This window comes from Streptomyces tropicalis, from assembly GCF_029269835.1.
Classification (GTDB): Bacteria; Actinomycetota; Actinomycetes; order Streptomycetales; family Streptomycetaceae; genus Streptomyces; species Streptomyces tropicalis.
Genome location: NZ_JARJBB010000002.1, coordinates 290,670 through 310,734 on the forward strand (window position 1 = coordinate 290,670; position 20,065 = coordinate 310,734).

The 20,065-nt window shown below is 75.0% G+C and carries 21 protein-coding genes; 7 read left to right on the forward strand and 14 right to left on the reverse strand.

All coding sequences use genetic code 11. The features are described 5' to 3' along the window. Positions 1 to 70: 70 nt before the first annotated feature. The 3 genes from P3H78_RS05270 to sigE all read right to left on the reverse strand — a co-directional run bounded on the left by P3H78_RS05270 (position 71) and on the right by sigE (position 4,370). Positions 71 to 1,855, reverse strand: a complete 1,785-nt coding sequence (locus tag P3H78_RS05270) for a S1C family serine protease (protein ID WP_438827912.1) — start codon at positions 1,853 to 1,855, stop codon at positions 71 to 73. A gap of 779 nt (positions 1,856 to 2,634) precedes the next feature. Beyond that, positions 2,635 to 3,600 carry a zf-HC2 domain-containing protein gene (locus P3H78_RS05275; RefSeq protein WP_276107585.1) on the reverse strand — a complete coding sequence of 322 codons (966 nt, stop codon included), beginning with the start codon at positions 3,598 to 3,600 and terminating at the stop codon, positions 2,635 to 2,637. Beyond that, entirely contained in the window at positions 3,597 to 4,370 is a 774-nt protein-coding gene (sigE, locus tag P3H78_RS05280; RefSeq protein WP_276107586.1) for an RNA polymerase sigma factor SigE, read from the reverse strand. Before sigE ends, P3H78_RS05275 begins: the two co-directional genes overlap by 4 nt. A 161-nt stretch (positions 4,371 to 4,531) precedes the next feature. Here sigE and P3H78_RS05285 point away from each other — a divergent pair, with 161 nt between their 5' ends. Then, a complete protein-coding gene (locus P3H78_RS05285) occupies positions 4,532 to 5,230 on the forward strand; it encodes an O-methyltransferase (protein ID WP_276107851.1) in 699 nt (232 codons plus the stop codon). A 102-nt stretch (positions 5,231 to 5,332) separates the two neighbouring features. Here the strand turns inward: P3H78_RS05285 and P3H78_RS05290 are convergent, their stop codons facing one another. Beyond that, the gene (locus P3H78_RS05290; protein WP_003966491.1) at positions 5,333 to 5,500 is read right to left on the reverse strand and encodes a DUF3117 domain-containing protein; all 168 of its coding nucleotides are present in this window, start codon (positions 5,498 to 5,500) and stop codon (positions 5,333 to 5,335) included. 372 nt (positions 5,501 to 5,872) lie between these two features. Here P3H78_RS05290 and chcB point away from each other — a divergent pair, with 372 nt between their 5' ends. Next, positions 5,873 to 6,676 (forward strand): 2-cyclohexenylcarbonyl CoA isomerase, encoded by an 804-nt coding sequence (chcB, locus tag P3H78_RS05295; protein ID WP_276107587.1) that lies wholly within the window; start codon positions 5,873 to 5,875, stop codon positions 6,674 to 6,676. Between the two features lie 63 nt (positions 6,677 to 6,739). On the opposite strand, the gene P3H78_RS05300 is transcribed toward chcB, so the two are convergent. Both P3H78_RS05300 and P3H78_RS05305 read right to left on the reverse strand, forming a co-directional pair. Then, on the reverse strand, positions 6,740 to 7,339 hold the full coding sequence (locus P3H78_RS05300; protein ID WP_276107588.1) for a DNA-3-methyladenine glycosylase I: 600 nt from the start codon (positions 7,337 to 7,339) through the stop codon (positions 6,740 to 6,742). Next, the gene (locus P3H78_RS05305) at positions 7,336 to 7,692 is read right to left on the reverse strand and encodes a DivIVA domain-containing protein (RefSeq protein ID WP_276107589.1); all 357 of its coding nucleotides are present in this window, start codon (positions 7,690 to 7,692) and stop codon (positions 7,336 to 7,338) included. The genes P3H78_RS05300 and P3H78_RS05305 overlap by 4 nt, the downstream gene beginning before the upstream one ends. Positions 7,693 to 7,839: 147 nt before the next feature. Here P3H78_RS05305 and folP point away from each other — a divergent pair, with 147 nt between their 5' ends. Further along, complete coding sequence (gene folP / locus P3H78_RS05310; RefSeq protein WP_276107590.1) at positions 7,840 to 8,700, forward strand: dihydropteroate synthase; 861 nt, start codon at positions 7,840 to 7,842, stop codon at positions 8,698 to 8,700. Positions 8,701 to 8,806: 106 nt separating this feature from the next. Here folP and P3H78_RS05315 read toward each other — a convergent pair whose 3' ends face one another. Further along, on the reverse strand, positions 8,807 to 9,565 hold the full coding sequence (locus tag P3H78_RS05315) for an LOG family protein (RefSeq protein ID WP_276107591.1): 759 nt from the start codon (positions 9,563 to 9,565) through the stop codon (positions 8,807 to 8,809). A 224-nt stretch (positions 9,566 to 9,789) separates the two neighbouring features. Then, positions 9,790 to 10,869: a succinyl-diaminopimelate desuccinylase gene (dapE, locus tag P3H78_RS05320; protein ID WP_276107592.1), complete on the reverse strand. Its 1,080-nt coding sequence runs from the start codon at positions 10,867 to 10,869 to the stop codon at positions 9,790 to 9,792. 96 nt (positions 10,870 to 10,965) lie between these two features. Between dapE and P3H78_RS05325 the strand changes: the two genes are divergently transcribed. Beyond that, positions 10,966 to 11,946 carry a VldE C-terminal domain-containing protein gene (locus P3H78_RS05325; protein ID WP_276107593.1) on the forward strand — a complete coding sequence of 327 codons (981 nt, stop codon included), beginning with the start codon at positions 10,966 to 10,968 and terminating at the stop codon, positions 11,944 to 11,946. A gap of 310 nt (positions 11,947 to 12,256) precedes the next feature. Further along, positions 12,257 to 12,739 (forward strand): ATP-binding protein, encoded by a 483-nt coding sequence (locus P3H78_RS05330; protein WP_276107594.1) that lies wholly within the window; start codon positions 12,257 to 12,259, stop codon positions 12,737 to 12,739. A gap of 85 nt (positions 12,740 to 12,824) precedes the next feature. Here P3H78_RS05330 and P3H78_RS05335 read toward each other — a convergent pair whose 3' ends face one another. Both P3H78_RS05335 and fdxA read right to left on the reverse strand, forming a co-directional pair. Further along, positions 12,825 to 13,955, reverse strand: a complete 1,131-nt coding sequence (locus P3H78_RS05335) for a bifunctional succinyldiaminopimelate transaminase/glutamate-prephenate aminotransferase (protein WP_276107595.1) — start codon at positions 13,953 to 13,955, stop codon at positions 12,825 to 12,827. 117 nt (positions 13,956 to 14,072) lie between these two features. Further along, positions 14,073 to 14,393, reverse strand: coding sequence for a ferredoxin (gene fdxA / locus P3H78_RS05340; protein ID WP_276107596.1), 321 nt, complete (start codon positions 14,391 to 14,393; stop codon positions 14,073 to 14,075). A 140-nt stretch (positions 14,394 to 14,533) separates the two neighbouring features. Between fdxA and P3H78_RS05345 the strand changes: the two genes are divergently transcribed. Together P3H78_RS05345 and P3H78_RS05350 are read left to right on the forward strand one after the other, a co-directional pair. Then, positions 14,534 to 15,574 carry a GNAT family N-acetyltransferase gene (locus P3H78_RS05345; protein ID WP_276107852.1) on the forward strand — a complete coding sequence of 347 codons (1,041 nt, stop codon included), beginning with the start codon at positions 14,534 to 14,536 and terminating at the stop codon, positions 15,572 to 15,574. Positions 15,575 to 15,591: 17 nt separating this feature from the next. Beyond that, the gene (locus P3H78_RS05350; protein ID WP_276107597.1) at positions 15,592 to 16,452 is read left to right on the forward strand and encodes a transglutaminase family protein; all 861 of its coding nucleotides are present in this window, start codon (positions 15,592 to 15,594) and stop codon (positions 16,450 to 16,452) included. A gap of 26 nt (positions 16,453 to 16,478) precedes the next feature. Here the strand turns inward: P3H78_RS05350 and P3H78_RS05355 are convergent, their stop codons facing one another. The 4 genes from P3H78_RS05355 to P3H78_RS05370 are packed head-to-tail and all read right to left on the reverse strand — an operon-like array spanning position 16,479 to position 19,946. Continuing rightward, positions 16,479 to 17,093 carry a response regulator transcription factor gene (locus P3H78_RS05355; protein ID WP_276107598.1) on the reverse strand — a complete coding sequence of 205 codons (615 nt, stop codon included), beginning with the start codon at positions 17,091 to 17,093 and terminating at the stop codon, positions 16,479 to 16,481. Then, the gene (locus P3H78_RS05360) at positions 17,090 to 18,283 is read right to left on the reverse strand and encodes a sensor histidine kinase (RefSeq protein ID WP_438827906.1); all 1,194 of its coding nucleotides are present in this window, start codon (positions 18,281 to 18,283) and stop codon (positions 17,090 to 17,092) included. Before P3H78_RS05360 ends, P3H78_RS05355 begins: the two co-directional genes overlap by 4 nt. Beyond that, positions 18,280 to 19,020: an ABC transporter permease gene (locus P3H78_RS05365; RefSeq protein ID WP_276107599.1), complete on the reverse strand. Its 741-nt coding sequence runs from the start codon at positions 19,018 to 19,020 to the stop codon at positions 18,280 to 18,282. Before P3H78_RS05365 ends, P3H78_RS05360 begins: the two co-directional genes overlap by 4 nt. Further along, positions 19,017 to 19,946, reverse strand: coding sequence for an ABC transporter ATP-binding protein (locus P3H78_RS05370; protein ID WP_276107600.1), 930 nt, complete (start codon positions 19,944 to 19,946; stop codon positions 19,017 to 19,019). Before P3H78_RS05370 ends, P3H78_RS05365 begins: the two co-directional genes overlap by 4 nt. Between the last annotated feature and the right edge of the window lie 119 nt (positions 19,947 to 20,065).

Sequence of the window (20,065 nt, forward strand, 5' to 3'; positions counted from 1 at the left end):
GGCCACCGAGGCCCGCGGGCGCACCGCCGGGACGGCGGTCCGTCCCGGTCCGCGCGGCCGCCCCGGGAGGTCAGGTGCCGTGGGCGGAGCCGAGGACGAGGGTGACCGCGCGCCTGCGCCCGTCCCGGACGACGGTCAGCCGGAGGTGGTCGCCGGGGCGGTGGGCGCGGATCCTGACGATCAGCTCGTCGCCGGAGTGCACCCGCGCCCCTTCGACCTCGCTGATCACGTCCCCGGCCTTCAGGCCGGCCCGGGCGCCCGGGCCCCCGGCGGTGATGGCCGGCCCGCCGTCGCGGCCCTTGGCGCCGACCCGGGCGCCGTCGCCCGTGTAGTTCATGTCCAGGGTCACGCCGATCACCGGGTGGGTGGCGTGACCGGTGTTGATGAGCTCCTCGGCGACCCGCCTGGCCTGGTTGACCGGGATGGCGAAGCCGAGGCCGATGGAGCCGGACTGGCCGGTCCGGAGGTCGGACCCGCTGTCGGCGGAGCGGATCGCGGAGTTGATGCCGACGACCCGGGCCCGGGAGTCCAGGAGCGGTCCGCCGGAGTTGCCGGGGTTGATCGGCGCGTCCGTCTGGAGGGCGTCCACGTAGGACAGGTCACTGCCGTCGCCCTTCTCCCCGCCGGCCGTGATGGGCCGCTCCTTGGCGCTGATGATGCCGGAGGTGACGGTGTTGGCGAGGTCGAAGGGGGCGCCGATGGCGACGACCGGATCGCCCACCTGCACGTTGTCCGAGTTGCCCAGCGGGATCGGGGTCAGGCCGCGCACCCCGTGGACCTGCACGACGGCGAGGTCGTAGCCGGAGTCGCGGCCGACGATCTCGGCCTTCGCGGTCTGGCCGCCGCTGAACGTCACCGATATGGCGCCGCCGGAGGCCGCGGACTCCACGACGTGGTTGTTGGTGAGGATGTGGCCGAGCGAGTCGAGGACGAAGCCGGTGCCGGTGCCCTGCTCGTCGGAGCCGGTGACGTGGAGCGTGACCACGCTGGGCAGCGCGCGGGCGGCGATCCCCGCGACGCTGTCGGGGGCGCGCCCGGCGGGCTCCCTGCCCGCCTGCGGCAGCTGTACGGCCCCCACGCCGCCGTTGCGTTCGATGTAGGCCCCGGCGAGCCCGCCGAGCGCCCCGGACGCCAGGGCCAGCGCCACGGCCCCGCCGACCAGCGCGCGCCGCACCCGCCTGCGCCGCAGCGCGGGGCCGTCCAGCCCGGCACCGTCGGCCTGCAGCGGCCCTGCCGCCGGGGCGGCCCAGGGGTCGTAGCGGCGCCAGGCGTCGGCCGGCGGCGGTACCGAGGCGGCATCGGCGGCCGGGCCCGGCGGTGCGGCGGGCGGCGGCCCTTCGGGCGCGTCCTGCGGGCCCGCGTCCGCCGGGGCGGCCGCACCGTGCGGGTCGGCCCCGGCACGCGACTGCGGTACGGCGTCGGGGGCGTCGGGCGGCGTGGTGTCCTGCAGCCCCGCGGAAGGGTCCTGCAGGCCCGGACCCGACCCGGCGGCCCCGCCGTGGGAGGCGGCCTCGGCACGCGGCTGCGGAGCGGCGTCAGGGGCGTCGGCCGCCGCCGGGGCGCTGTTGCGGCGCGGGTCGCCGATCGCACCCACGGCCTCATCCGGCGGGCCGGGGAGCGGCCCGGCGGGGGCCCCGGCGTCCGGGGTGGCGCGCGGCGGAGGCACGGGGCCGGAGGAGGCCGGGGGTGCCGCGGGCAGCGCGTCGTGGCCGGACGCCAGGGGCGGCCGGTCGAGGGGCGGCGCGTCCACGGGCGGCCGGTCCGGCGACGGCCGATCCGTCGGCGGCCGATCCGTCGGCGGCCGGTCCGGCGACGGCCGGTCCACCGGCGGTGGGGCGGGCGGCGCCTGACGCATCGACGGGTGCTGCACCGGCGGAGCGGGCGCCCATGGACCGGGTTCGCCGTACGGAGGCGTGGGGTAGGGGTCGGGCTCGTGCAGCGGACTGCGCTGCTCGCCGCCCAAGGGTTCCGCGGGCCTCCCGCCCGGACCCTCGGCCGGAGGCGCGCCCACCCCGGCCGAAGAGCCGCACGGGGCGGAGGGCCTGGACGGGGCGGAGGGCCCGGACGGGGCGGAGGGCCCGGACGGGGCGGAGGGGCCGGACGGGGCGGAGGGGCCGCCCGATCCCGCGGGCTCGGGCGCCGGAGCCGTGCCGGCCTGGGCCGGGGGCTCCGCGGAGGGCCGCGCCGGTGTCGTCGAGGGACGGGCCAGCTCGAAATCACCGTCGTGACCGCCGTCGGTGGGTCCGGCGTCGGGAGCCGGACCGGCGGCCGGGTCGCCCACGGGACTCACGGCACTCACCGGCCCCGTGGGCGCCGTCGGTCCGGTGGTCGCCGGGGCGTCCTCGCTCGGGTGGGCCGGGGCCGGGCGGGCCAGTTCGAAGTCGCCGTCGGGGGTCTCGCCGCCCGGCTGCGGTGCGGTCCCCCGCGCCTCCTCCGCGGCGTGGGGCCCGGGCCGCTTCCACCACTTGGCACGGGCGGACTTCGTGGGCTTCCCGTCGTTCATGCTCTCCCCGCAACTGGCCGCGGCGCGGCTCGTGGGCGGTGGCCGCGCATCGTCGACTGCGCGCCCCGACCGGGGTCGTGGGCGCGACCACCTGGATTCAACCAGGTTCGCGGGCCGGTGCGCAGAGCCTGTCAGGGGACCCGGTGGGGAGAGGCCGAGGAGGACGGCGCGGACACCTGGCCGGAGAGGGGGGCGGCCAGCAGACCCGGGGTCCGGAACTCCGGATCCCTCGTCCATCCGGTCAGGGTGATCGGCGGGTTCGCTGTGAGCGGGCGTATCAGCGGGGACATCACGGCGGCGCCGGCGACCACGGGGGCCGTCAGCGCGGGCAGCGCGTCCAGCGTGCGCCCCGTGTCCGGCGGCACCCCCGGCAGCAGCGGCGCGGACAGCGTGGTCGGCACCACCGGGGTGCCCGGGGTCCGCTGTCCCCGCGGCGCGACGGGGCTGCCCGAGGAGCGGCGGCGCTGGCTCCCGGGCGCCGAGGCGGCCGGGCCGCCCGCGGTGCGGGCCGGGGTCGCATTGCTGCCCGCTCCGGAGCCGCTGCGGGCCTCCGCGGCCACGTCGCCGGGCAGGCCGGTGGTCACACCGCCCAGGGCGACGGCCGCGAGCGAGACCGCGCCGGCGGCGGCGAACGCGAAGCGCAGCCCGCGCGAGGAGCCCCGCTCGGCGTCGGGCCGGCCGACGGGGTGGATGCGGAAGCCGCGGTCGTGGCCGGTCCGGGGGGTGTGCGGTACGGCGGGGACGTAGCGGAGGGCGAACGGCTCGTCCCGCTGCACGCCGAAGACGCCGTCCCGGCCGGACAGCGCGCCCGCGTCCAGCGGGGAGCCGCCCGGCAGCCCGTCGCCTCCCCCGGGGAGTCCCTGGAGCCGGGCCAGGAGGCTTGCGGAGGGGGGCGGCGGTGCGGCCTCGGCGAACACGTTCTTCAGGCGGCGCTGCGCGTCGACCTCGGACCTGCACTTCGCGCAGGTGGCGACATGGGCGAGGACGCGCTCACGCGTGTCGTGGCCGAGCTCCCCGTCGACCAGGGCGGAGAGCCGGTCTCCCAGATGCTGTTCCGCGAGCTGCCTCGCGGCGGCGTTCACTCGTGATCCACTCACGCGGTCGCGCCCCCTCCTCCCAGAGCGGGCACGCGCGGCACGAAGCTGCGGCGCGTGGCACGGGCCTCCGGAGAGCGGTGGGCGAGGGCCTTGCGCAACTGGGACCGCCCCCGGTGGATCCGGGAGCGGACCGTGCCGAGCTTGACGCCCAGGGTGGCGGCGATCTCCTCGTACGACAGTCCCTCGATGTCGCACAGGACGACCGCGGCGCGGAACTCCGGAGCCAGGGTGTCCAGGGCCTGCTGCACGTCCGCGTCGAAGTGCGCGTCGTTGAAGAGCTGCTGCGGGGTGGGCTCCTTGCTGGCCAGCCGCTCCGCCGCGTCCTCGCCGAGCGCGTCGAACCGGATGCGCTGCTTGCGGCGGACCATGTCCAGGAAGAGGTTCGTGGTGATGCGGTGCAGCCAGCCCTCGAAGGTGCCCGGGGTGTAGGTCGACAGGGAGCGGAAGACCCGGACGAAGACCTCCTGCGTGAGGTCCTCGGCGTCGTGCTGGTTGCCCGTGAGGCGGTAGGCCAGGCGGTAGACGCGGCCACTGTGGGTGCTGACGATCTCCTCCCAGGTGGGCGGAGTCCACGCCTGCCCGTCCGCGTCGGTGGAGAAGGTCGCGGTCCGGTCGTGGCCGGCGGCGTGGCCGGGGTCGGCAGCGGTGTCGTTCACGGATTTCGGCCTGCTCGCCGACCCGAGAAGGCGCCTCAGCGCTCCTCCCCGGTCCACGGGCGCGGCCGCACCTCCCCTGTCGGCTCTGGTGGTGTCCAGTGGAGCCCCTACCATAGCCACCTCGCCCGTTAGCTCCGGATAAGCGGTTTTGCGAGAATTTGATGCGCGCGGGCGCGGCACGTACGTCCGCGTCGGCGGTTTTCCGCCGCTCCGATCCATGCCCTGCCCCCCGTCGGTCGCGCACCTCTCACTCCCCCCTTCAAACGACCGGTCCCATCTGCGGGTTCCCGACGCCAACGGATACAGTCACGCCCAGGCAACCATGGGGACAGGAGAGGGCCATTACCGGCAACCGGCAGACGAGCTGGGCGTTCGCCGACGCCTATGTCGCCGAGGACGACGCGCTGCACTGGGCCCGCGAGCGGGCCCGGGAGGCAGGGCTGCGCCCGGTGTCGCCCGGCACGGGCGCCGCGCTGGGATTGCTCGCCGCCACCGTGGACGCCAAGGCGGTGGCCGAGATCGGCACCGGGACCGGTGTCTCCGGGATCCACCTGCTGCACGGCATGCGGCCGGACGGCGTCCTCACCACGGTGGACCCGGAGCCCGAGCACCAGCAGTTCGCCCGGCAGGCGTTCCGGACGGCCGGCTTCGCCAGCAACCGCGCCCGCTTCATCCCGGGCCGCGCCCTGGACGTGCTGCCCCGCCTGGCCGACGCAGGCTACGACCTGGTCTTCTGCGACGGCGACCGGCTGGAGTTCCCCGACTATCTCGCTGAATCGTTGCGCCTGCTGCGCCCTGGAGGGCTCGTGGTCTTCGAGGGCGTCTTCGCGCACGGGCGGACCGTGGACTCGGGGCCGCAGCCCACAGAGGTGCTCCGGCTGCGGGAGCTGCTGCGCACGGTGCGCGAGAGCCCGGACCTGGTGCCGTCGCTGCTGCCGGTGGGCGACGGGCTGCTCTGCGCGGTCAAGCACTGACGCGTCCCGCGGCGCCACGAGCGGGGCCCGGGCACCGGCACGACACTGCCCCGGCACCGCGTGCGGCACCGGGGCAGACGAAGGGGTATGGTCGCGCTTGCGTCAGCCGACGACCTTCTTGAGGGCGTCGCCCAGCGCGTCGGCCTCGTCAGGGGTCAGCTCGACGACGAGCCGCCCGCCGCCTTCGAGCGGAACGCGCATGACAATGCCCCGCCCCTCCTTGGTCACCTCGAGCGGGCCATCGCCCGTCCGCGGCTTCATGGCCGCCATGCTCGTTCCCCTTCCTGAAACCCGCTCACCGTCAGCCGACGGCCCATCGAGGGCAGGGCGGTCCTGAGGGACACGCGACACCGGCATCGAACACATTGCTTCCTGGCCATTATCCCGCATTGCAGGACCCGATGACCAACATCAGTAGGCATCGCTTGGGCAACGCGCGCGAGCAAAACCACTCAATTCGGGGATGTGACTGCGATACTGCGCGCCCCCGCGGACTTCCGCCGACCGGAAACCGGCCGACATTCTTTGACGCAGGTCACACCTCCGGTGCGGTCCGGTGCGGGTGATCTCCGCCATGCTGTCCTTCAGACCCGGGACGTACCGCGCGGTACGTCCCACCCGCGACACCGGAGGGGATGTTCCATGGCCGACACCGTGCTCTACGAGGTGAGCGACGGGCTTGCGACGATCACGCTGAACCGGCCCGAGGCGATGAACGCGCTGAACGTCGCGACCAAGGTCGCCCTCCGGGACGCGGTGCGCTCCGCCGCCGGCGACGGGGCGGTGCGGGCGGTGCTGCTGACCGCCGCCGGGGACCGCGCCTTCTGCGTGGGCCAGGACCTGAAGGAGCACATCGGGCTGCTGGCCGCCGACCGGGAGTCCGGGTCGGGGCAGACGATGAGCACCGTGCGCGAGCACTACAACCCGATCGTGCGGGCGCTGGCGGACGCGCCCAAGCCCGTGGTGGCCGCGGTGAACGGCGTGGCCGCGGGGGCGGGCCTCGGTTTCGCGCTGGCCGCGGACTACCGGATCGTCGCCGACACGGCGGCCTTCAACACGTCCTTCGCGGGGGTCGCGCTGACCGCGGACTCCGGCATCTCCTGGACCCTGCCCCGGGTCGTCGGTCCCGGCCGGGCCACCGACCTGCTGCTCTTCCCCCGCACCATCACCGCGCAGGACGCCCACGACCTGGGCATCGCCAACCGGGTCGTCCCGGCCGCGGACCTGCGGGCCGAGGCGGAGAAGGTGGCGCGGGCGCTGGCGGAGGGCCCGACGGTGGCGTACGCGGCGCTCAAGGAGGCCGTCGCCTACGGCCTCACCCACTCCCTGGAGGAGACCCTGGAGAAGGAGGACGAGCTGCAGACCCGGGCGGGGTCGTCCGAGGACCACGCCATCGCGGTGCAGGCGTTCGTGAACAAGGAGCGGCCGAAGTACCTCGGCCGCTGAGTGGACGGGGGCCGCTGCGGCGCCGGGGCGGCCCCGGTCCGGTCGCCGTCCGGCGGACCCCGGTCAGGCGCCGCCCGGCCCGCCGGCCCGGGCCACGCACTCCCGCAGGTGGTCGTCGACCAGCCCGCACGCCTGCATCAGGGCGTACGCCGTCGTGGGGCCGACGAAGCGCAGGCCCCGCTTCTTCAGGGCCTTCGACAGCGCGGTGGACTCCGGGGTGACCGCCGGGACGTCGGCGAGCGTGCCCGGCACGGCCCGGCCGGCCGGGTCGGGGGCATGGGACCAGATCAGGGCGTCGAGGTCGCCGGGCGCCCACGCGGCGAGCACGCGCGCGTTGGAGAGGGTCGCGTCGACCTTGGCCCGGTTGCGGATGATGCCGGTGTCGGCGAGGAGCCGCTCGCGGTCGGCGTCCGTGAAGGCCGCGACCGCGTCGATGCTGAAGCCGGCGAAGGCGGACCGGAATCCGGGGCGGCGGCGCAGGATCGTGATCCAGGACAGGCCGGACTGGAAGGCCTCCAGGCTGAGGCGCTCGTAGAGGGCGTCGTCGCCGCGGACCGGGCGGCCCCACTCCTCGTCGTGGTACGCCACGTACTCGGGGGCGGACAGGGCCCAGGGGCAGCGCAGGGCTCCGTCCGGGCCGGCGACGGCGGCACCGGCGGTCACTGCTGCTCCTCCCGCGCGGGCTTGTCGAGGTGGACGTGGGCGGCCGCGGCCTGCGCGCCGGCCAGGGCCGACTCCAGGTCGGCGATGCGCGCGTCGCGTTCGGCCAGCTCGGCGCCGAGGCGGTTGAGGGCGTCGTCCACCTCGGCCATGCGGTAGCCGCGGGCGGCGAGCGGGAAGCGGATCTCCTCCACGTCGGCCCGCCGCACCGGCCGGTCCGGGGGCAGCGGGTCCTGGAGCCGCTCGGGCGCCGCCTCCGGCAGCGGGCCGGTGCCCTCGCCGCCGCCCAGCACCGCGAGGGTCACCGCGGCGACCACGACGGCGAGGGCGACGACCAGGAAGAAGAACATAACCATCGCGGGTCCCCAGGGTCGGTGCCGGCGCGACGGGCGCCGGCGCGGATGTCGAAGCCGAATGTGTCAGGGTCCGATCGTGCCATGCGAGGCTGACGGTTAGGGTCGCGGACGGTCGGGACCAGGACGTACGGAGAGAGGTCACAGGGGATGCTCAGGCTGGGCAGGCGGGAATTCGACCCGCACGAGCCGGTGGTCATGGCGATCGTGAACCGGACCCCCGACTCCTTCTACGACCAGGGGGCGACGTTCCGCGACGAGCCGGCCCTCGCGCGCGTGGAGCAGGCGGTGGCCGAGGGCGCCGCGATCGTCGACATCGGCGGGGTCAAGGCCGGCCCGGGCGAGGAGGTGACCGCGCAGGAGGAGGCGCGGCGCACGGTCGGGTTCGTCGCGGAGGTGCGCCGGCGCTTCCCCGACGTGGTCATCAGCGTCGACACCTGGCGGGCCGAGGTCGGGGAGGCGGTGTGCGCGGTGGGCGCGGACGTGCTCAACGACGCCTGGGGCGGGGTGGATCCGGCACTCGCCGAGGTCGCCGCGCGGTACGGGGCGGGGCTGGTGTGCACGCACGCGGGCGGCGCGCAGCCGCGGACCCGGCCGCACCGGGTGACGTACGACGACGTCATGGCCGACATCCTGGAGGTGACCGTGGGGCTGGCGGAGCGGGCGGTGGCCCTGGGCGTGCCCCGCGAGTCGGTGCTGATCGACCCGGGGCACGACTTCGGGAAGAACACCCGGCACAGCCTGGAGGCGACGCGCCGGCTCGGGGAGATGGTGGAGACCGGGTGGCCGGTGCTGGTGTCCCTGTCGAACAAGGACTTCGTCGGGGAGACGCTGGACCGGCCGGTGAAGGAGCGGGTGCTCGGGACGCTGGCGACGACCGCGGTGTCGGCGTGGCTGGGGGCGCAGGTGTACCGGGTGCACGAGGTGGCCGAGACCCGGCAGGTGCTGGACATGGTCGCGTCCATCGCGGGGCACCGGCCGCCGGCCGTGGCCCGGCGCGGACTGGCGTAGGCGCACACCGCCGCGGCCCGGCGGGCGCGCGGGGTGTGCGGGGTGTGCGGGGCCCGGTGGGGCCGGCGGGTGCGCCGGCCCCCGGCGGGCCGGGGGCGGTCCGCCGTCAGCGGCCCGCCTCCTTGGAGACCAGGGCCACCGCCTCGTCCACGTCGTCCGTGACGTGGAAGAGGGTGAGGTCGGCCTGGGCGGCCTTGCCCTCGGCGATCAGGGTGTTCTCGAGCCAGTCGACGAGGCCGCCCCAGTAGGCGCTGCCGAAGAGGACGATGGGGAAGCGCGTGACCTTCTGCGTCTGGACGAGCGTGAGGGCCTCGAACAGCTCGTCCAGGGTGCCGAGCCCGCCCGGCAGCACGACGAACCCCTGCGCGTACTTCACGAACATCATCTTGCGGACGAAGAAGTAGCGGAAGTTCAGCCCGATGTCGACGTAGGGGTTCAGCCCCTGCTCGAAGGGGAGCTCGATGCCGAGGCCCACCGAGGTGCCGCCGGCCTCGCAGGCGCCCTTGTTCGCCGCCTCCATGGCACCCGGGCCGCCGCCGGTGATGACGGCGAAGCCCGCCTGGACCAGGCCGCGGCCCAGGCGCACCCCCGCCTCGTACTCCCGTGAGTCGACCGGGGTGCGCGCCGAGCCGAACACGCTGATCGCGGGCGGGAGTTCGGCGAGCGTGCCGAAACCCTCGATGAACTCGGACTGGATGCGCAGGACACGCCAGGGGTCGGTGTGCACCCAGTCGGTGGGGGCGCGCTCGTCCAGCAGCCGCTGGTCGGTGGTGCTGGCCTGGACCTGTCCCCGCCGCCTCAGCACCGGTCCCAGCCGCTGCTCCTCCGGTGGCCGCTTCTTGCCCTCGGGGTTGCCGGTAGCCATGTGCGCTCCCTCCACGATCGTGGCCCTCCCGCTCCCGGCTCCCCGGCCCGGCGGAGCGCCGGGTCACGGGGCGCCGGGAGCCCGGGACGGTGTTTCCACCTCAGCGTAGATCCACCCGGGTTACACGCGGGGGATCTCGGCGTGTCCGCCGGACGGAAGGCGGGAGGCAGGCGGGACGACGTGCCGGGCGCACGGTGACTGGCCGCAGGTGGCAGGCGGCAGGATCAGGCGGTCAGCCAGGCCCGCAGGCGCTCCTCGCCGGCCAGGATCTTCGCCGTCTCCACCCGCTCGTCCCGCTTGTGCGCCAAGTGCGGGTTGCCGGGGCCGTAGTTCACCGCGGGGACGCCCAGCGCGGAGAACCGGGAGACGTCCGTCCAGCCGTACTTGGGCTGCGGGGTGCCGCCGACCGCCTCGATGAACGCCGCGGCGGCCGGGTGGCCGAGTCCGGGGAGCGCGCCGGGGCTGTGGTCGTCCACCACGAACTCCGCCACCCCGCAGTCGGCGAACACCTCGCGGACGTGCGCGACGGCCTCCTCCTCCGTGCGGTCGGGGGCGTAGCGGAAGTTGACGGTGACCACGCACTCGTCGGGGATCACGTTGCCGGCGACCCCCCCGGACACGCCGACCGCGTTGAGGCCCTCGCGGTACTCCAGGCCGTCGATCACGGGGTACCGCGGCGTGTACTCCGCCAGCCGCCGCAGGATCGGCGCGGCGGCGTGGATCGCGTTGGACCCCATCCAGCCGCGCGCCGAGTGGGCCCGCTCGCCCCGGGTCCTCAGCAGGACCCGCAGGGTGCCCTGGCAGCCGCCCTCGACCTGGCCGTCGGAGGGCTCCAGCAGGACGGCGAAGTCGCCCCGGAGCCATGCGGGGTGGGCCGCCGCGACGTGCCTCAGGCCGTTCAGCTCGGCGGCGACCTCCTCGTTGTCGTAGAAGACGAAGGTCAGGTCGCGGTTGGGGGCCGGGACGGTGGCCGCGATGCGCAGCTGCACCGCCACGCCGGACTTCATGTCGCAGGTGCCGCAGCCCCAGAGCACGCCGTCCTCGTCCAGCCGCGAGGGCACGTTGTCCGCGATGGGCACGGTGTCGATGTGGCCCGCGAGGATCACCCGCTCGGGACGGCCGAGGTCCGTGCGGGCGACGACGTTGTTGCCGAGGCGGTCGACCGTGAGGTGCGGCAGGGCGCGCAGCGCGGCCTCGACCGCGTCGGCCAGCGGCTTCTCCGTGCCGCTCTCCGAGGGGAAGTCGACGAGTTGCGCGGTCAGCCGCGCGGCGTCCAGCGTGAGGTCAAGCGTGGTGTCGGCCATGGCTTCGACCCTAACCCGCCGAACGCCGGGGACACCGCCGCGCATTGCGGCCCCACCGGAATCAGCCGCCCCGGCGGCCTCCAGTACCTTGTAGGCGTGCCAGAGCCGTCCCCCACCTCCCAGCGCCGCGGCCGCCTCGTCCGGATCGGGGCGGCCGTCGTGGTCCTGCTCGCGCTCGCGGGCTACCTCTCGGTGCAGTACCTCACGGGCGGCACCGGCGCCCCGGGCTGCAAGGTCGTCTCCGGCAAGGGCGACGGCGCGGCGTACGAGCTCTCCCCGGAGCAGGCGGTGAACGCGGCGACGATCTCCGCCGTCGGCACCGGGCGCGGGATGCCGGAGCGGGCCGTGACCATCGCGCTGGCGACCGCGCTGCAGGAGTCGGGGCTGCGCAACATCCAGCACGGCGACCGGGACTCGCTCGGCCTGTTCCAGCAGCGTCCGTCGCAGGGCTGGGGCTCGTCGCGGGAGATCATGGACCCGACGTACGCGGCCGGGGTCTTCTACGAGCACCTGTCCAAGGTGCCCGGCTACACCCGGCTGCCGCTGACCGTGGCCGCGCAGCGGGTGCAGCGCAGCGGCTTCCCGCAGGCGTACGCCAAGCACGAGCCGGACGCCACCCTGCTCGCCGCGGCGCTGACCGGACGGGCCGCGGCCACGCTGACCTGCACCGGGCGGCCGGGTGCCACCCGGGCTGCGGGACCGGACGCGGTCCGGGCCGCGCTGATGCGCGACTTCGGGCGGGACGTGGTGCAGGAGGCCGGCGCGGAGGTGGGCGGCGACGCGTCGCCGGCGCCCCGACCGAGCGGCACGCCGGACGTCGGCGACCGGGCGGTGACGCTGCCCGTGTCCGCCACCGACGGCGGCTCGGCCCGGGGGCACAGCGCGCGGGAGCGCGGCTGGCAGCTGGCGCACTGGGCGGTGGCCAACGCCTCCGCGCTGCACATCCAGCGGATCGCGTTCGCCGGGCGGGTGTGGACCGCCGGGACCACCGACGGGCAGTGGCGTCCGCTGCCCGCGCAGGGAGCCGCCGGCGCCGAGCAGGACGCGGGCGCGGTCCGGATCCTCACTGCGCAGTAGTGCGGATCTTCACTCTCCGGGGTTACGCCGGGTGCCCCGCGGCGGTGGCGCGGGCAGGTTTTCGCGCGCTCACCCGCTCGGGGTGCGATCCCCTTGGAAACACAGGGCCGTAAGGATTCCGCAGACTTTCGCACCGGACACCCTTTGCCCGTTTTTATCCGCAGCCGATAATGCGACGCATTGCCAACTCTTTGCATCGGCGCGCCGCAACCTTCGCGGACTTCGAGCGGTAGTCACTGCGTCCGAGGCGAGTCCGGGGAACTTCCGGGCCCACCAGGACAGTTCACCGTTCTCTCGTCGAAGGAGCATCATGTCCCTCCCCCTGACCCGCCGGATCGCCCGTGCCGCGCTGCTCGTCGCTGCGGGAGCGGCCGCCGGAGTCGGTGCGGCCGGCTCCGCGAGTGCGGCCCCCGCCGGCCTGCCGGCCACGCCGGACCTCGGCGGGCTGACCGCCCTGGACGGGGCGAACGCCGGCAGCACCGCCGACGGCGCCGCGCAGCACGTCACCGGGATGGTGGGCGAGACCGGCGGCAAGGCGGTCGAGCAGGCGGTTCCGGCGGCCGGGCGGACCGGCGGCAAGGCCGTGAAGCAGGCCGCCCCGGTGGCGCAGAAGGCCGCCGGCGGCGCGGCCGGGGCGGCCGGCGGCCTCCTCGGCGACACGGCGAGGACCGCGACGAAGGGCGGACTGCCGACCGGCTCGGTGGCCAAGGGCGGCCTGCCCACGCACGGCCTGCCGACGCAGGGCCTGCCCACCCAGGGGCTGCCGACGCAGGGCCTGCCGCTGGGCGGCTGAGCCCGCCGCACCATGCCGGAGGGGCCCAGGACGTGTGTCACGTCCTGGGCCCCTCCGGCATGGTGCCGGCCGTGGCGGCGGGAGGCTACTCGGCCAGACGCCGGACCGCCGCCCGGACCCGCTCGTCCGTGGCCGTCAGGGCCACCCGGACGAACCGGTCGCCGTCCGGGCCGTAGAAGTCGCCGGGGGCGACCAGGATGCCGCGTCCGGCGAGGTGGGCCACGGTGTCCCAGCACGGCTCGTCCCGGGTCGCCCACAGGTACAGGCTCGCCTCGCTGTGCTCGATGCGGAACCCGTGGGCCAGCAGCGCCTCGCGCAGCACCGTGCGCCGGGCCGCGTACCGCTCGCGCTGCTCGCGGACGTGGGTGTCGTCGCCGAGGGCCGCCACGACCGCCGCCTGGGTGGGCGCGGAGGTCATCATGCCGCCGTGCTTGCGGATCTCCAGCAGCGGGCGCAGGACGTCCGGGTCACCGGCCAGGAAGGCGGCACGGTAGCCGGCCAGGTTGGAGCGCTTGGAGAGGGAGTGGACGGCGACGATGCCCTCGTAGGAGCCGCCGTTCACGTCGGGGTGCAGGACCGAGACCGGGTCCGCCTCCCAGCCCAGCTCCAGGTAGCACTCGTCGGAGAAGAGCAGCACGCCGTGCTCACGGGCCCACGCCACGATCCGGGTGAGCTCCTCCTTGGACAGCACCTTGCCGGTCGGGTTGGACGGGGAGTTCAGCCACAGCAGCCGCAGGCCCGCGGGGTCGAGCCGGGTCGGGTCGTCGTAGACCTCGTGGTCCGCGCCGGCCAGGCGGGCGCCGACCTCGTAGGTGGGGTAGGCCAGCCGCGGCAGGGCCACCCGGTCGCCGGGACCGAGGCCCAGCTGGGTGGGGAGCCAGGCCACCAGTTCCTTGGAGCCGACGATCGGCAGCACATGGCGGTGGGTGACCCCCCGGGCGCCGAGACGGCGCTCCACCCATCCGGTGATCGCGTCGCGCAGCTCGGGGGTGCCCCAGACCGTCGGGTAGCCCGGCGAGTCGGCCGCGGCGACCAGCGCCTTCTGGATCAGCTCGGGGACCGGGTCCACCGGCGTGCCGACCGAGAGGTCGACGATGCCGTCCGGATGGGCCGCGGCCGTCTTCTTGTACGGCTCCAGCTTGTCCCAGGGAAACGTCGGCAGCCGGTCGGCGAGGGGCCGGCGGGCGGCGGGAGCGGGGTCGGGGGCTGCGGACACGGAATCTGGCTCACTTTCGGTGACGGCAAACGCCTCGGTCCCGTGCGGCGGTCCGACCGCGCGGGGCGGATCGGGCCGCACGGGACCGAGGCGGCGCGGTGTGCGGGCCGCTGAGGGCTACTCGCCCTGCGGCGGCAGCGCGGCGACGACGGGGTGGTCGCGCTCGATCAGCCCCAGCTTGCTGGCGCCGCCGGGAGAGCCGAGCTCGTCGAAGAACTCGACGTTGGCCTTGTAGTAGTCCTTCCACTCCTCCGGAGTGTCGTCCTCGTAGAAGATCGCCTCGACCGGGCAGACCGGCTCACAGGCTCCGCAGTCGACGCATTCGTCCGGGTGGATGTACAAGGACCGCTGGCCCTCGTAGATGCAGTCGACCGGGCACTCCTCGATGCACGCCTTGTCCTTGACGTCGACACAAGGCTGCGCGATGACGTAGGTCACGCTGTCGTTCCTCCTCGATAGGGCGCTGGCGGGCCTCCACAGGCTCCGCCGCCTGGCGCGCGGGAGCGCGGCGTCGTCGATGCCCGCCCCTAGTATCTCCGTTCTTGGGCATGATCCGAACAGGAGGGGTGAACCGACCCGTGGAAATCTCGGCGACCGGACGACTCGAGGTCCGTATCACCCCTACTGACGTGGGAAGACGGGTCTCCGTACGTCGCTCGGGCGAACCTGGTGCGCCGGGTGCGCGGTTCACCGACACGATCGGTGTTCTCACATCATGGGACGACGGTGTGCTCGTGATCACACGCAGGGACGGCGAGGCCGTCCGGATACCGGACACGTCCCTGGTGGCCGGGAAGGTGGTGCCGCCCGCCCCGGCCCGGCGCCGGGGCCCGGCGGCGTCCTTCGAGGAGCTGGCGCGGGCCGCCGCCCGGGCCTGGCCGCCGCTGGAGACCGAGCGGCTCGGGGGCTGGGAGCTGCGGGCGGCGGCGGAGGACGGGACGGGCTTCACCCGGCGCGCCAATGCGGTGCTGCCGCTCGGCGACCCGGGCGTTCCGCTCGACGCGGCACTCGCCGCCGTACGACGCTGGTATGACGTACGCGGGCTTCCCGCGTACCTCCAGACCGCGACCGGCGCCGACGGCACGCACGAGCTGCTGTGCGCCGAGCTGGAGCGGCGCGGGTGGGTGCGCGAGGTGACCGCCGAACTGTGGATCGGGGCACTGGCACCGGTCGCCGACCGGGCCGGGGACTCCGGGGTCGTGCTGTCCCGCACGGCCGACGCGACGTGGCTTGCGCGCTACCACCGGCGCAAGGGGGTGAGCGAGGTGGCCCTGAAGGTGCTGGGCCGCGGACCCTCGGTGTGGTTCGCGAGCGTGCCCGGCGCGCCCGGCGAGGCGCCCGCCGCGATCGGGCGGTGCGTGGTCGACGGCCGGTGGGCGTCCTTCGCCGCCGTCGAGGTGGACCCGGCGCGCCGCCGGCAGGGGCTGGCCTCCGCGGTGATGGCCGCACTGGCCCGGCAGGCCCTGGACGAGGGGGCGTCGGCCGCCCTGCTCCAGGTCGAGTCCGGCAACGCCGCCGCGCAGGCGCTGTACACCGGGATGGGCTTCACCGCCCACCACGCCTACCACCACTACCGCGCGCCGGCCCCGGCCGGGGCGGCGGCCGCGGAACCGTCGTGAGGGGGCGCGAGCCGGCCATGCGTCCCCCCAGTCCCCCCAGCCCTCCCTCTCCCGAGCGCTCCGCCGAGGTGCGGCGCAGGTTCGCCGAGGAGGCGCGGTCCGAGCGGCCCGACCTGTCGCTGCTCTGCCTGCTGGTGGGCGCGGCGGCGGACGGGGCGCTGGACGAGGCGGGCCTGGACGCGGCCCAGATGGAGCTGGACCGGCTCGCGGGGCTGCTGCCGTACCGGCCCGGCGGGCCGCGGGCCTGGGCGCTGGCCCTGTGCGAGCTGCTCGGCGGCCGCCACGGCTTCCACGGCTCCGTCGCCGACTACCAGCGGCTGGAGTCGTCGCTGCTGCACGCGGTGCTGCGGCGGCGGCGCGGGCTGCCCATCCTGCTGTCGGTGGTGTGGATGGAGGTCGCCCGCCGGGCGGGGGCCCCGGTGTACGGAGTCGCCCTGCCCGGGCACTTCGTGGTCGGCTTCGGTCCGGAGCCTGAGCAGGTGCTCGCCGATCCCTTCGACGGCGGGCGGGTGCTCACCGGGGCGGACGCGGAACTCCTGGTGACCGGGGCGACGGGGGCGCCGCTGGACCGGGCGATGCTGGTGCCCGCGGCCCCGCTGGACCTGGTGCTGCGGATCCTGAACAACATCCGGGCCTGGGCCGCCGCACGGCCGGAGCACTCGGAGGTGGCGCTGTGGGCGGTGGAGCTGTCGCTGCTGCTGCCCTCGCACCCGGCTCGGCTGCGCTACGAGCGGGCGCAGGTGCTGGTGCAGCGGGGCAACTTCACGGGCGGGGCCACGGAGCTGGAGGCGTACGCCGAGGTGGTGGCCGCGGTGGACCCGGAGGCGGCGGAGCGGATGCGGGGGCAGGCGCAGGCGGCGCGCTCCCGCCTCAACTGACCTATCCCCGGAAGCGGTTCGGGCCGCTACAGCCAGCCCTTCTCCCGTGCGATGCGCACCGCCTCCGCGCGGTTGCGGACGGCGAGCTTCTGGATGGCGGTGGAGAGGTAGTTGCGGACCGTGCCCTGGGACAGGTGCAGGGCGGCGGCCAGTTCGGCGTTGGTGGAGCCGTCGGCGGCCGCGCGCAGCACCTCGCGCTCCCGGTCGGTGAGCGGGTTGGCGCCCTCGGCCAGCGCCGCGGCGGCGAGGGTGGGGTCGATCACCCGCTCGCCGGCCAGCACCTTCCGCACCGCTTCGGCCAGTTGGGCGGCCGGGGCGTCCTTCACCAGGAAGGCGTCCGCCCCGGCCTCCATGGCGCTGCGCAGATAGCCGGGGCGGCCGAAGGTGGTGAGCACGACCAGCTTGACGGAGGGCAGCTCCCGGTGGACCCGGGCGGCCGCCTCGATGCCCGTGCAGCCGGGCATCTCGATGTCCAGCAGGGCCACGTCGACGTCGTGCGCGCGGACCGCCGCGAGGACCTCGTCGCCGCGCGCCACCTGGGCCACGACCTCGATGTCGTCCTCCAGGCCGAGCAGGGCGGCCAGGGCCTCGCGGACCATCGACTGGTCCTCGGCGAGGAGGACCTTGATCGTGCTGCTCATGCGGGGGATCCTACGTCCGCGGCCTCCGCCGCGGGTACGCGGGCGACGAGCCGGAAGCCGTGCCGGACCCGGCCCGCCTCCAGCGTCCCGCCGGCCTTCTGCAGGCGTTCGCCCAGGCCGGCCAGGCCGTTGCCGGGGCCGTTGCCCGAACCGCCCGACCCGTCGTCCGTCACGGACAGTTCGAGGCGCGGGCCGTCCAGCGTCTGGCGGCGCACCACCTCCACCACGCACCGACGGGCGCCGCTGTGCCGGACGACGTTGGTGACCGCCTCCCGCAGCGCCCAGGCGAGCGCGGACTCCTTCTCCTCGGGGACGCCCGCGAGGTCCGGCCCCTCCGGCAGGACGGCGTCGACCCCGGCGGCGGTCAGCGCCACCCGTGCCCCGGCCAGTTCGGCGGACAGCCGGGGGCGCCGGTAGCCGGTGACGGCCTCCCGGACGTCGATCAGGGCCTGGCGGCTGACCTGCTCGATGTCGGCGACCTGCCGGCCGGCCTTGTCGGGGTGGTCGGGCAGCATCCGGCCGGCCAGCTCGCTCTTCAGCGTGATCAGGGAGAGGGAGTGGCCGAGCAGGTCGTGCAGGTCGCGGGCGAGGCGGAGGCGCTCCTCGTTGGCGGCGAGCTGCGCGACGGTGGCGCGGGCCTGGCGCAGCTCGATGGTGGTGCGGATCAGCTGGCCCACGCCGATCATGGCGAAGCCGATCAGCAGCACCAGCAGGATCAGGTTCCGCGCCTCCTCCATGTCGGTGCGCAGGCCGACGAGCAGCATCAGGACGCCCGTCGCCGGCACCCCCCAGTACGCGGCCCGGACCGGGAGGGCCGCCCCGCAGGCGACGGAGACGTAGCAGAAGAGGCCGAGCCAGGCCGCGCCGAGCGTGAGGCACAGCACGGAGGCCAGCGCGGCCATCGCGGCGATCAGCCCGGCCACCAGCCGCCGCGGGTAGGGCCGGCCCATGTTCCTGAAGAGCAGCGACAGGTAGACGCCGACGAAGGCCACCAGGCCCAGCCAGCCGGCCGCGGTGCCCCGGGGGGTGTGGCGGCCGGCGACCAGGTCCTCGATCGGGGAGCTCAGGAACACCAGCCACACGCCGATCCAGACGAGCTTGCGCATCAGCTCCCGGCGGTCGCCGGGCGGCCGGCCCATGCCGAGCAGGCGCTTGACGTCGTCCTGGCGGTCCTCGGTCACGGTGCTCACGCCTTCAGCGTGTCCTTCCGGTACAGCCACGCCGCGCCGCCCGCGAACAGGACGAAGAAGGCGACGAGCAGGGCGATGTCCTTGGTGTGCGGGGCCTGGCTCTGCTCGATGGCCTGCCCCAGTGCAGCGTACGCGTGGGTGGGCAGCCACCTGGCGACGTCCTGGAGCCACTGCGGGAAGGTCGTGGACGGCATCCACAGGCCGCCGAGGATCGACAGGCCGAAGTAGACGATCATGGTGATCGGGCGGACCGCGTCGCCGGTGGCGAGGTAGCCGAGGGCGACCCCGAGCGCGGCGAAGACGAGGCTGCCGGCCCAGATGGCGCCGGTCAGCGCGAGCCACTGCCAGGGGTCCAGGCGGACGTCCTTGACGACCGCGGCGACGGCGAAGACGACCACGATGGACGGCAGGCTGACCACGGCCGCGCTGGCGGTCTTGGCGAGCACGTATCCGCGGCCGGGCAGCGAGGTCAGCCGGAGCTGGCGCACCCAGCCGCTCTCCCGCTCCTTGGCGATGCGCTCGCTGTTGCCCATGAGCACGGCGGTCAGGGCGCCGAAGGAGGCCATGGAGACCATCATGTACGTCGGGACGGTCAGGCCGCTGCCGTCGACCTTGGTGACGCTGTCGGCCTTGCCCGCGATGATCAGGAACAGGATCGCGGGATAGAGCACCGAGAAGAAGAGGAACTTGCGGTTGCGCAGGGCGCGGGCGAGTTCCAGCTTGATCAGGCTGTTCACGACTGCTTGGCCTCCTCGGCCTCGGTGATGGCGACGAAAGCCTGCTCGAGACCGAGCCCGGCGACTTCGAGGTTGTGGGGGCGGACGCCGAGTCCGTACAGGGCGTGGACGGTCGCGTCGGCGTCGGCGGACTGGATGCGGACGGTCTGGCCGGACACGTCGATCGAGGTCAGGAAGGGCAGCGCGCGCAGTGCCGGCTCGTCGATCGGGCCCTGGAGGTCGAAGGAGACACGGCGGGCGCCGGCCTTCGCCTTGATCTCGGCGGCGGTGCCGTCGGCCAGCAGCCGCCCCCGGTGCAGCACCAGGACGCGGTCGGCGATGGCGTCGGCCTCCTCCAGGTAGTGCGTGGCGAAGAGCACCGTGCGGCCCTGGTCGGCCTGTTCGCGCATGGTGGCCCAGAAGGCCTGGCGGGCGGACACGTCCATGCCGGTGGTCGGCTCGTCCAGGACGATCAGGTCGCTGTCGCCGGCGGTGGCCAGGGCGAAGCGGACGCGCTGGGCCTGGCCGCCGGAGAGCTTGTTGACCTTGCGGTCGGCGATCTCGGAGATGCCGGCGCGGGCCATCACGTCGCCGGCCGGGTAGCGCCTGGGGTGCAGGGCGCAGGCGAGCCGCACCAGCTCGGCGACGGTGACGTCCTCCATCAGGCCCCCGCTCTGCAGCATGGCCCCCACCCGCCCGGTGACGATCGCCTCGCGGGGACCGGTGCCGAAGACGCTGACGGTGCCGCTGTCGGCCTGCTTGAGGCCGAGCAGCAGGTCGAGGGCGGTGGACTTGCCGGCGCCGTTCGGGCCGAGCAGCGCCACGGTCTCCCCGGGGTGCAGGGTGAGCGTCAGCCCGTCCACGGCCCGTACGGCCCCGTAGGTCTTGGTCACCTGGTCGAACCCCACCACCGTGGTCGCGGCGGCGGTCTGAGCTGTCGTCGTCATGCCGTCCATGGTGGCCGCGGCGGGCGGACGGGCGGCAGTGTCGGCGGTCCTGACCGCCGGATGACAAATGTCATGCGCACGGGGCGGGTACGACGCGAGGGCACCCCGGTCCTCGGCGG